The sequence below is a fragment of the Microcystis sp. LE19-10.1B genome, from assembly GCF_027530565.1.
Lineage (GTDB): Bacteria > Cyanobacteriota > Cyanobacteriia > Cyanobacteriales > Microcystaceae > Microcystis > Microcystis aeruginosa.
Genome location: NZ_JAPZQM010000002.1, coordinates 1 through 11260, shown reverse-complemented (window position 1 = coordinate 11260; position 11260 = coordinate 1). Strand labels below are relative to the sequence as shown.

9 protein-coding genes and 2 tRNA genes are annotated in these 11260 nt (G+C 45.0%); 10 read left to right on the top strand and 1 reads right to left on the bottom strand.

Annotated elements, in window-relative coordinates; all coding sequences use genetic code 11:
- Positions 1-688 precede the first annotated feature (688 nt).
- The 4 genes from O9332_RS00060 (at position 689) to brnA (ending at position 3459) form a co-directional block, all read left to right on the top strand.
- A complete protein-coding gene (locus O9332_RS00060; protein WP_288023192.1) occupies positions 689-2515 on the top strand; it encodes a peptidoglycan DD-metalloendopeptidase family protein in 1827 nt (608 codons plus the stop codon).
- 91 nt (positions 2516-2606) lie between these two features.
- A tRNA-Met gene (locus O9332_RS00055) sits at positions 2607-2680 on the top strand.
- 295 nt (positions 2681-2975) lie between these two features.
- Positions 2976-3245: a BrnT family toxin gene (locus tag O9332_RS00050; protein WP_002759054.1), complete on the top strand. Its 270-nt coding sequence runs from the start codon at positions 2976-2978 to the stop codon at positions 3243-3245.
- Positions 3235-3459, top strand: coding sequence for a type II toxin-antitoxin system BrnA family antitoxin (brnA, locus tag O9332_RS00045; RefSeq protein WP_002759052.1), 225 nt, complete (start codon positions 3235-3237; stop codon positions 3457-3459). Before O9332_RS00050 ends, brnA begins: the two co-directional genes overlap by 11 nt.
- Positions 3460-3641: 182 nt before the next feature.
- On the opposite strand, the gene O9332_RS00040 is transcribed toward brnA, so the two are convergent.
- Positions 3642-4484 carry a methyltransferase domain-containing protein gene (locus O9332_RS00040; protein ID WP_002759049.1) on the bottom strand — a complete coding sequence of 281 codons (843 nt, stop codon included), beginning with the start codon at positions 4482-4484 and terminating at the stop codon, positions 3642-3644.
- Between the two features lie 200 nt (positions 4485-4684).
- Here O9332_RS00040 and O9332_RS00035 point away from each other — a divergent pair, with 200 nt between their 5' ends.
- The 6 genes from O9332_RS00035 (at position 4685) to O9332_RS00010 (ending at position 10845) form a co-directional block, all read left to right on the top strand.
- Positions 4685-5758 carry an extracellular catalytic domain type 2 short-chain-length polyhydroxyalkanoate depolymerase gene (locus tag O9332_RS00035; RefSeq protein WP_002759047.1) on the top strand — a complete coding sequence of 358 codons (1074 nt, stop codon included), beginning with the start codon at positions 4685-4687 and terminating at the stop codon, positions 5756-5758.
- A gap of 60 nt (positions 5759-5818) precedes the next feature.
- A complete protein-coding gene (locus O9332_RS00030; protein ID WP_288023188.1) occupies positions 5819-6361 on the top strand; it encodes a phasin family protein in 543 nt (180 codons plus the stop codon).
- 339 nt (positions 6362-6700) lie between these two features.
- Positions 6701-7906 carry an FAD-dependent hydroxylase gene (locus O9332_RS00025; RefSeq protein ID WP_288023194.1) on the top strand — a complete coding sequence of 402 codons (1206 nt, stop codon included), beginning with the start codon at positions 6701-6703 and terminating at the stop codon, positions 7904-7906.
- Between the two features lie 92 nt (positions 7907-7998).
- Positions 7999-8072: transfer RNA gene (locus O9332_RS00020), tRNA-Pro, on the top strand.
- A 131-nt stretch (positions 8073-8203) separates the two neighbouring features.
- Positions 8204-10126 carry a S9 family peptidase gene (locus tag O9332_RS00015; protein WP_288023186.1) on the top strand — a complete coding sequence of 641 codons (1923 nt, stop codon included), beginning with the start codon at positions 8204-8206 and terminating at the stop codon, positions 10124-10126.
- A 533-nt stretch (positions 10127-10659) separates the two neighbouring features.
- Positions 10660-10845: a hypothetical protein gene (locus tag O9332_RS00010; protein WP_002759041.1), complete on the top strand. Its 186-nt coding sequence runs from the start codon at positions 10660-10662 to the stop codon at positions 10843-10845.
- The last annotated feature ends 415 nt before the right edge of the window (positions 10846-11260 follow it).

Sequence of the window (11260 nt, the reverse complement as noted above, 5' to 3'; positions counted from 1 at the left end):
ATACAAGGTCAACAAAAAGATGTCAAGTTGTATCCTTAACAAGGGAACCGTCAAACTAGGAGCCGTGTGAGGTGAAAGTCTCATGCACGGTTCTGAATGGGAGGGGAGGTCGGTGACGATTTTCTCGACCCCTAATAGTATGACAGCCTTTTTCTGATCAAGACGAAGTGTAACCTAATTGGCTATGGACGACCGACACCTCACACCCCACACCCTGCCCCCAGAAAAAATTTTTTCGGCAAACCCTATTTATCCGGTATTGACCTTGAATAGCCATCGTTGCCCCTTGTTTCCTGTCGAGCGGCGAATGATTAATAATTTCTTTGTAAATTGCCAAACAGATAAAAAATTTCTATGAAAAAACTGGCAAAAATTGGCAAGACCAAAAATGCTGATCAGCTTGGAACAACTGAGATAGAGCATCGTCAATCTGGACATTCAAAATGTCACCAACTTGCCGTGATCCCGATGCTAATAGTCAGAGGGAGACTTGCATAATTTCAAAATCTAAGTTAATCTCTCCTAAAAGTCACCTTTAGGTATTTTGACTAAAAAGAAAGTTGCCTAACTTCTACTCTAGCCTCAAGGCTAATGCTGAAAGCTAGAATCATCGGCTTCATCGACTGGCTCTAGCTAACTCTTTACACCACAGGAGGTCTGTTTGAAAGAGACTTTTATCCCCAACCCCATGACATCCGCTACCCCAGAACAGAATTGCACCGCTGAGTCTAACCGAGTCCGTTACTCAGTTGCTCTACTGGGATTAGCACTCTCTCTGGGAGTACCTAGCCTTCTCAACTCCACCTCGGAATCAGCCCAGGCCGCCAATTCTGTACCCTTAGAATGGGAAGTGATCGACCTGTCCCAAAAAGCCAAGGATGCGGGTAAAAAACTAAAAGAACCGCAAATAATCCAATCCCAAGCACTTGCTACCGTCAAATTCATCGCCACATCAGTGGTTGAGCATCAGGTAAAACCGGGAGAATCCCTGTGGAGTTTAGCCGACACCTATCAAACCACCCCTACAGCGATCGCTAACCGCAATAATCTCCCCCCCCAATCCGATCTGATTATCGGACAAACCTTAAAAATTCCCACTCCTGAGCAGTTGCCCCCGGCAGCCCCGGCAGCAACTCCTGAGCAGTTGGATAGTTCCTCTGCTAGTCTGCGTCAAACCCGTCAACGTCTCCAAGAAAGTTTGGCCGCCCTACGGACCCAGGAAATCCCCCATCAGTCCGATTCCGGGGAAACAGTAATCGTCACCGAAACTACCGCTCTCGTTCCCGATAATTCGCCAACCACTGTCGAGATTCCCGTTATTGCTCCCGAAGAATCGCCCCGACCAACCAGCCAGGTGATCCCGATTCCCGTTCCCACCCCTGAAAGCGATCGCCCGATAGCCACAATTGCCGTTAATCCTCCCTTGACAAGCAGACCGGAAATTCCCAGCGTTGCCCTACGAAATCCGGCTCCTGTGACTGAAATTCCCGCCGTTCCCAATCCTCGGGTCATAGTTCCCCCAGAAAACCAAGTTTATCGGGTTCGGCCAGGGGATACCTTAAACACGATCGCTCGCGCTCTCGGCATCACCCCCGCCGAATTAGCCAGGGAAAACGGCATTGACAACCCCAACCGGATTAAAGTTAATCAAACCCTAGTGATTCCCGACCGCTCTGCCAACGCTAGAGTTAATCAAAATCTTACCCCCTTGGTCGGCGATCGACCGAGATTGTCCTTTAACCCCAGCAATCGACAAAATTTGCCCGCCGCAACCGCCACCACGGAGACGGAAGAATTCCCCGAAAATATCACCGGCAGCTATCGGGAAAGATTGCGCCAAGAGGTGGCTAATCTGCGGGAAACTAACCTTTCGGAAACCCAGAAAAGTATCGCTATTCCCGTCGATAATCCCGCAGAAACCGTCGATGATCGGCAAATAACCCCTAATCCCCAATGGGCTGCCCTTCGTTCTCGTTCTAACCAAAGCACCCCCCCACAGATTATCGGTTCGGCTCCTACCAATGTGGAAGAATATAATGACCGCCTACGAATTCCCGTCGGCGAAACCGTAGAACCTTCCCTTCCTCCCCTCGCTAATCCCGATGAGTATTTACCTAATCCCGCCCCCATTTTTACCGGCTTTATCTGGCCCACCAGAGGTGTGTTAACCTCCGGTTTCGGTTGGCGCTGGGGCAGACCTCATCGCGGCATCGATATCGCCGGTCCAGTGGGGACCCCGATTGTGGCGGCGGCCGCCGGTGAAGTAATCGCCTCCGGTTGGAATTCTGGCGGTTATGGCAATCTGGTGAAACTGCGTCACCCCGATGGTAGCGTCACTCTCTATGCCCATAACAGCCGTCTGTTGGTGCGTCGCGGCCAAACTGTTCAGCAAGGCGAGCCAATTGCCCAGATGGGTAGCACCGGTTTTAGCACCGGCCCCCACCTACATTTCGAGGTTCACCCCTCCGGCCAGGGAGCAGTCAATCCCATCGCTTTCCTGCCAGGCAGACGTTAAAGATGCCCAGAAAGGGAAGAAAAAATCTTCCCTTTTTTGCTCTTGTGCAATTGGGTGATTGTGTGTTATGATTGATAACTGTGTAAACAACGGCTTAGTAGCTCAGTTGGTCAGAGCAGGGGACTCATAAGCCCAAGGTCGGCAGTTCAAATCTGCCCTGAGCCATCGGACAAGATCCAAGAAAACCAGCAAGATTATGGTCAGGTGATATCTCTTTCCCTTTTACTTGGGGACGCTCCCTTCGGGTTCTACCTGATAACTTTTTACTGATAACAGCAGCAAGGGAATTCCAAAATTTATTAGCCCAATTGTACTATAAATTTTGCCGATACAGTCACTACCATAATATTCTGGTAGGAGTACCTAGTGGTCAGTGAGTTTATCGAACTGCGTGCGCCCAAAATGTCCTATAGATATTTCGACCAAATTGAGATGCAGTCACGGAAACGAAGCCAAGAGAATGAAAAAACCGGAATTTGAATTTGATCCTAATAAAAGCCAAGCTAACAAAAATAAACATGGTCTAGATTTTGTTGAAGCTCAAGTATTATGGTTAGATTCCCAAAAAGTCGAAATTCCAGCCCGAACAGAAAATGAACCACGATTTGTTGTTATTGGTATAATAGCAGGTAAGCATTGGTCAGCCGTAGTTACCTATCGTCAAACCAAAATCCGTATTATTTCAGTCCGACGCTCTAGACCTGAAGAGGTAGAAATTTATGAAAGCTGAAGATTTTGACCGCAAATTTGATGATGGAGAAAATATCATCGAATACTTGGATTTAACTAAAATTAAACGTTCTAATTCCGAGGAACAAACAATTGCGTTTGAGTTTCCCTCATGGATGGTAGAGGCTCTTGAGCAAGAAAGTCAGCGTCGTGATTTACCGTTACAAGCTATTGTCAAAGACTGGATTGGGGAAAAATTGGCGTTGTCAAATTGAAAGATGATCCGAATCAGCACCGGAACTCAAATTACTTTGACTTGCCCTGAGCCAACTTGCCCTGAGCCAAGTCGAAGGAGTTGAAGGGGTCGAAGGGTAGCAAGGATTGCATTGCATCTTTCCTATTCTGATCTGACAACGCCTAATTATCAATCGCTGCACTGTAATCATCGCCAAGCTGATTATTTTTTCCCTTGCAGTAAACCAAAACGAATTAAACCCGACTCGTAACCGCGCCGCATTAACCCTAAAGATAAGGCCCCTTGGATAGTAGTATAACCGCTTGCTAACAAACCTGCGATCGCATCTGTGGTTAGGGCCGAATCAATCACCACATCCCAAAAAGCGGCCACCGATAGGGACCAATCATCGGTTTTTAGGTCTTGAAAGCCAACTTCACAGGCAATATCGGCGTATTCTGGCAAAGAAATCACATATGGCAGACAATAAACCTGATAAATCTCGTTTAATAGTTTAATCTCTCCTTCCGTTAAATTACCAGCCAGGGAAGTGGTCGGACGATGACACCAAGTAGCCATCAAAAAAGTCCCCCCGGGCTGCAAAACCCGATAACATTCCCGCAGAAATTGCCTTTTATCGGGCATATGTTCGCCACTTTCCAAAGACCAGACCAGATCAAAATTATTCTCAGGAAAGGGGGTTTTTAGGGCATCAGCCACAGAAAAACTCACTTGTTCCTCTAAATTGAACTCTTGCGCTCTTTGGCTGGCTCTAGCGGCTTGTACCGGGGAAAGGGTAATCCCCACCGCTTGGCTGTGAAATTTTTCGGACAGATAAAGGCTACTGCCACCAATGCCACAACCGACATCGAGAATCTGATTAGCACTGGTGACATCACCCCAAGTTAATAATTCTTCTATTAAATCAATTTGTGCCTGACGGCGATCGAGTTTAATCTTGCCGCCCCGACCGTAGTAACCATGGTGCATATGTTCGCCCCAAATCCTTTCCCACAGTCCACTAGAGGAGTCATAAAAATCGGCTATTCGTTGATCAAGTTCCATGGTGATTTCCTAGTTAAGAGAGGCACTCTTGCCAGAGATTAGCCAGATATGTTATACCAAATCCTGTTTAAAAAGTACAGCAAAGTGGGAAGTGGCAAGTGGGTTTTCAAAGTTCGATGTGTTTTACTTTATCTTAATATCATTCGATCTTGTTCGACTTTATCTTAATATCATAGGTTCCGATTTTTGCAAGAGGTCTTATGATTAAGGCAGGATTAAAACTACTGGCTGTTTTGATTTTTAGTATTTTTAGCTTCAATGGGGCGGTCTTGGCCGAGGAAGCACCCAAGCTATCTGGTTATCAGGCAGATTTAAGCCAAACATCTGTTTCTGGCCTTTCATCAGGGGCTTTCATGACGGCTCAATTCCATGTCGCCTACTCAGATAGACTGGTAGGAGCAGGTATTATTGCTGGCGGTCCTTTTTATTGTGTAGGTTCTTACGAGACGGATCCAGAGCAATTTTTCGAGCAAGCGACATCAACTTGCATGAATCCTCTGACTGAGTCAGTAGGACCGGATGGGAAAAGATTATTTAAAAAAGCTCAAAAACTGGCCAGTGCCAACAAAATTGCCGATCTCAACAACTTAAAAGATGATCGAGTCTATCTATTCAGTGGTTCAAATGATCGCGTAGTTAAAACTGTCGTAGTTGACAAAGTAAAAGATTTTTATCAAGCTGCCGGCTTGCCCTCAGAAAATATTAAATACGACAAGAATATCAATGCCGGTCATGCCATAATTGTCGAGGAGTCTAGGGTGTCATGTTCAGATACTAAGTCACCCTTTATAAACGACTGCGATTTCATGCAATCCCATCGGATTTTAGGGCATATTTATGGCAAGTTGAATCCACCAGTTGACTCTAATAGATTAAGTGGCAAGATTATTCGGTTTGACCAGAACGAGTTTATTGACGGTAAAAAGACGAGTATGAGTCGGGAGGCTTATGTTTATGTACCTGAAGCCTGTAAAAAAGAAAGCTGCAAAGTTCATGTAGCTATTCATGGTTGCAAACAGGGGGCAACAGAAATTGATGATACTTACTACACTAAAACCGGTTACAATGAAATAGCTGATACCAATAGGATAATTGTCCTATATCCCCAGGTTGAACCGTCAGCATCAATCCCTTACAATCCCCAGGGATGCTGGGATTTTTGGGGATATTCTAGTGCAGACCCAGATAATCCTGTCTTTTATACTAGAGAGTCTCCCCAGATGAGGGCAATTGTCGCTATGTTAGAACGGTTGGCCGAACCGCGCCCTCAATAATTTAATCTTTTTGCTGGCACAGACAGAGAAATACATTAAGCAGTTTACGAGGAAACTACCATGCAAAACGAGCTAGTTAAACAGTGGATTGACTCGAACAAATTGGCAATAGAGTCCTTCAAGAATATTACGGCCACTAATGTGAACGCGATGGATGCCATGTTAACAAGTTTTGTTAACCCCAGCGCCTTCGCTGAACTAAGCAAGGGTTATCTAAGCTTGACCAAAGAATTGGGGGAAGTTTATACTGATAGTATTAATGAACTATTTCAAAGCCAACTGAAGCTGGTGAATTTACAGGCAACCTCTGATTCTTTTAAGGACTTGGGTGAAATTTATGTAAGTTCGATGACCAGTCTCGGACTAAAGCAAGCAGAATTGATGCGCCTCTATCTAGAAACTACAGCCAAGTATCTAGATATCTTAAAGGGCGCTCAAAAAGTAGATGATCTATTCAATGTCCAAACCAGTATTTTTAGCGAACTTCAAGAAAAGTTGCAGGGGAATATGCTCGAAACAATGGGAGTTTTTAACTCTATCAATACTGCTCTGGACAATTGGACTCAAAAAAGCCTTGACGCATTTGCATCTGATGAGAGTTAAAAAAACTTGATCTTGCGGGTTATGTCTTTAGCCAAGTTCTCGGTTTGTTGCCCCAAACATATCCCCAACGGCGGGCAAGTGCCAGCACCGCCAGATTACCCGTCGGGGTATCGAGGAAGACTGGCGTAGCAGGAGCATCAGCTAACAGGGCTTGTAGCAGCTTGTTATCGCCCTTCCGAAACTCCAGGAAGAGCGATAACCCGAAACTCTCAGCGACGGACAAAACCCTTTAAAGTCTATGGTAGGTAGGGTCAAGAGAATCAAACCCGACAGCAACCCCGAAAATCGTGTCAGAATAGATCATTGTAGTCATTGATGATCTTTGAGAAAAATATTTATATGTTAGGACGGGACAGCTACGATTTAATCATTGTCGGGGGTGGTATAGTCGGAACCACCCTAGCGGTGGCCTTAAAAAATACAGGATTAAATATCGCTATGATCGAGGAACGTCCCCTAGAGGTGGCCGCCTCCCGTCGTCAAGCTTATGCCCTCTCGCTGATGTCGAGCCGGATTTTTACAGGCTTGGGTATCTGGGATAAAATCTCGCCCAGTATCGGTAAATTTCGTCATATTCGCCTTTCTGATGCCGATTACCCGATTTTTGTCCCCTTTGTGGTCGATGAGCTAAAAACCGATTATTTGGGCTATGTGGGCGAACATCAAGTGATTTTAACCGCCCTGCACAATGCTGGCCAAGATTGCGATCGCATTGACTGGTTATCCCCTGCCAAAGTGTTAGAAGTGGAGTACGGAGCAGAAACAGCCACTGTCACCCTGGAAGAAGCCGGTCAAACCCGAAAAATCACCACAAAATTAGTCATCGGGGCCGATGGAGCCAGATCCGCTATCCGGCAAGGGGCGCAAATTAAAACCAAAGGTTGGAAATATTGGCAATCCTGTGTCGCTTTCACCATTAAACATCAACTCGATCGCAACGATACCGCCTTTGAAAGATTTTGGCCCACCGGTCCGATGGGCATTTTACCGCTCCAGGGTAATCGCTGTCAGATCGTTTGGACAAATCCCCATGGGGAAGCGAAAAAACTGCAAGAAATGCCCGAAGCGGAATTTATCAAGAAATTAGAAGCATATACGGGGGGATTACTGGGAAAACTCGAATTAGTTAGCCCCCGCGCTCTCTTTCCCGTACAGTTAATGCAGAGTGATACTTATGTTAAACCCCGACTGGCTTTAATTGGTGATGCCGCTCACTGTTGTCATCCCGTCGGTGGTCAAGGTTTAAATTTAGGCATTCGCGACGCGGCCGCTTTAGCGCAGGTATTAAAGGAAGCAGTGGAAAAGCAAGAAGATATAGGAGCGCTTTCTACCCTAAAATCCTACGAAAAATGGCGTAGATCGGAGAATTTAGCGATTTTAGGCTTCACAGATTTTCTAGATCGCCTGTTCTCCAATAACTGGCCGCCTATCGTTGTCATCCGTCGTCTCGGATTGGCAATGATGCGCGGTTTCCCCCCGTTGAAATTGTTTGCCCTGCAATTAATGACGGGATTAAAAGGACGTATTCCCCAATTAGCTAGATAGCTGGCCGCTAATTCCGGGAATGGGGGAGAAAGGAAGAAAAAAAAAGCTTGCAAAATGCTGCGATTATCGCTATGATGGTTAAGGTTCAATATCGGGGCGTAGCGCAGCTTGGTAGCGCACTACTTTGGGGTAGTAGGGGTCGTGGGTTCGAATCCCGCCGCTCCGATTGCAGAAAAACAGAGAGTTAGGTAGGGATGCAACCAATCCCTACCTTGTCCTGTTTACTCGGAATTCTCTTAATTTATCAGCGTTCCTGATCAAGTTAGTTCACCATTAGAATCACTGCTTTAGTCGAAAATGTCTCATCAAATATCAGCTTACGGTTCCTGGAAATCACCGATTACCTCCGATCTAATTGTGGCAGCATCGATTAGTCTTGGTGGTGTAACCCTAGATGGAGAAGATATTTATTGGTTAGAAGGCAGACCACAGGAAAAGGGGCGAAATGTTTTAGTTAAATTAAACCCCGACGGCACAACTACAGACATCACTCCAGGGCCTTTTAATGTGCGAACTCGTGTCCATGAATACGGGGGAGGTTCCTATCTAATTGTTGCCGGAATTATCTATTTTTGTAATTTTGCTGACCAAAGAATTTATCGCCAAACTGCTGATAGTTTCCCCCAACCTCTAACCCCAGAAAATTCCTGTCGTTATGCGGATTTAATTCTCAATCAATTTGGCAATCGTTTAATCTGTGTTTGTGAAGATCATAGCCAAAAAGATCGAGAACCAGTTAATAGTATTGTCAGCATCGATGTGGATACAGGAAACATAGAAACTTTAGTATCAGGCGATGATTTTTATACCTCTCCTCGCTTAAGTGCCGACGGTTCTCGATTAGCTTGGATTAGTTGGAATCATCCTAATATGCCCTGGGATAGTTCTTTTCTCTGGGTGGCCGATATTAATCATCTTTATTTGAGTAATATTCGGGTCATTGCTGGTGGTGAAAATGAGTCGGTGTGTGAACCGCACTGGTCCGCCGATCAACATTTATATTTTACCAGCGATCGCAATAATTTCTGGAACTTTTATTGCTTTAACTACGATGAACAAATCGAACCAGTTCTCGAACCGATAGAGGCTGAATTTGCCTATCCTCATTGGGTTTTTGGTTTATCTAACTACGGCTTTGCTGGGGAATCAAAGATTATTTGTAGCTATACAAAAGATGGTCGTTGGTATTTAGGAAGTATCGATACTGTTAATCGAGAATTCCAAGAAATTATCACTGCTGATACTAACATTTCTTCCCTACAAGTTAGCGATAACAAAATAGTTTTTATTGGCGGTTCTTTCAAGGAAGTAACGGCGGTTATCTCAGTGGATTTAGCCACAGGAACGAGAGAAGTCCTCAAATCTTCCAGTAATTTAACTATTTCTAGCGATTATTTCTCGATTCCGGAAATGATTGCTTTTCCCACCAGTCAGGGACTAACTGCATCTGCTTGGTATTATCCCCCCAAAAACCCCGATTATACCGCCCCCAATGGCGAATTACCGCCCCTTTTAGTCAAAAGTCACGGTGGACCGACGGCCGCGGCTACCTCTAGTTTAAGTCTGCGAGTGCAATACTGGACCAGTCGCGGCTTTGGCTATCTAGATGTTAATTATGGCGGTAGTACGGGTTATGGTCGTCAATATCGTCAGCGTTTGCTGGGAAATTGGGGAATTGTCGATGTGGAAGACTGCATCAACGGGGCAAAATATTTGGTTAATCAGGGATTAGTCGATGGGGAAAGATTGGCAATTTCCGGAGGCAGCGCCGGCGGTTATACAACTTTAGCGGCCTTAACTTTTCATGATACTTTTAAAGCAGGAGCTAGTTATTACGGAGTTAGTGATTTAGAGGTTTTAGCCACCGATACCCATAAATTCGAGTCGAGATATTTAGATAAATTGGTGGGACTTTATCCTGAAGAAAAGGAAATTTACTATCAGCGATCGCCTATTCATTTTACCAGTCAGTTATCCTGTCCAGTGATCTTTTTCCAAGGTTTAGAAGACCGAGTGGTTCCACCCAATCAAGCGGAAATGATGGTACAAGCTTTAAAAGCAAAAGGTTTACCCGTCGCTTACGTTCCCTTTGCGGGAGAACAACATGGATTTCGTCAAGCTGAATCGATAAAACGAGCATTAGATGCAGAATTTTATTTTTATTCCCGTCTCTTTGGTTTTACTCCTGCTGATAATTTAGAACCCGTAGAAATTAAGTAGTCGTGCCAAATTAATTTCCTAGGTTCGAGAGGCGCTGAGGCCAATTCAAGTCTGAATTGCATCACTGTCTGAGGTGAATTACCATTGTTGCACAAGTAATACTAAATCCGTTGAGCATATGCTACTTATGAAGACAGGCAACAGGCAAAAGGCAAAACCCCCCCAACCCCCCTGTCCCCACGAAAAACTTTTTGCCGCAAACCCTAACTACTTCTATTAAGCTCGCTTATTAAGCTGATGTGGAGATGCTTAAAAGGCGCATCTCGCTTTTCAAAATAAGTTTTTGGACAATTCACAGTAAATATCTACAGATTTGACCGTTGGGCGGGTCTAGGCTTAACCATAGTCTCTGTATCGGTTTCAGGCTTTTCTTCTCCTTTTAACTCTCTTAGATTGATGAAAGAGAGATAAGTTGTGTTGAGAAATGTGTAGAGTTGCGGCCGACCCTTGACTGGAACCTAAGCTCTCGTGATAACTTGTATAGGAGTTGTCGACAAGACACCATCAGCTAGACAGACCTTTCCAGTTTCTCTATGTTTCATCCTAACCAATCGGAAACCCGTGAAGATATCCGCGAGTATGTAGCTCAACTACAGCTTCACATGGCTTTACAAGCTCGTAATCTCGTGCCTAGTCTGACTAATACTAGCGATAGTCGCGAGAAACTGCTGCAGGATACCCAAGCAACCATCGAAAAAATCGTTTCCCGTCATTTCTAGTTGACCGATTTTACGCAAGTAATCTCTTTGAACCAAGAATCCCCGTCGCTTTAGTGCGGGGATTGTCAACGCCCTAGGATTAAGGGGGGATCAAGGTAGGGTTGATTCATGAATCAACCCTACTATGAATCAACCCCCCGACGTCGGGGGGGTTGCCTTTTGCCTCTCCTCATAACTAGCCTTTACTCAACGGATTTAGTATAATATCATCGGTAATGGTAACGATAATTCTTTGCAGCTTCGCACCTTGAAACTCGTAAGGAATCTCGTGTTTATCAGCAATTCCAAATTCAAACGGTAGTGTAGGATACAGAATTGATTTCGCTTCTGTCCCTCAAAATAGAGTGAACGAGTTGCCCATTGGGTTTTGCAGGAATGGAAGTCCAAGATTTGAGTTTTATAGGGATGCTGAGCT